The following is a 204-nucleotide window of genomic DNA, read 5'->3' on the forward strand; positions in this document are numbered from 1 at the left end:
TTAGTAGATGGGTCAGGGAAAGTGACAGTAGGTTTAAATACGCTAAATAGCAAAACAGGTATAGGGAAATTAGTAGATGGCTCCGGAAAAGTAACAGCAGGTTTAAATACGCTAAATAGCAAAACAGGTGAATTGCAGACAGGTATAGGGAAATTAGTAGATGGCTCCGGAAAAGTAACAGCAGGTTTAAATACGTTAAATAGT

The 204-nt window shown here is 37.7% G+C and carries 1 protein-coding gene; it reads left to right on the forward strand.

All coding sequences use genetic code 11. The annotated features are described in order from the left end of the window. Nucleotides 1-204 (forward strand): hypothetical protein (locus tag MR083_RS27760; protein WP_242270162.1); only part of this gene is annotated, 204 nt, incomplete at both ends.

Source organism: Bacillus cereus group sp. BfR-BA-01408 (assembly GCF_022663305.1).
In the GTDB taxonomy this organism is placed as follows: Bacteria; Bacillota; Bacilli; order Bacillales; family Bacillaceae_G; genus Bacillus_A; species Bacillus_A pacificus.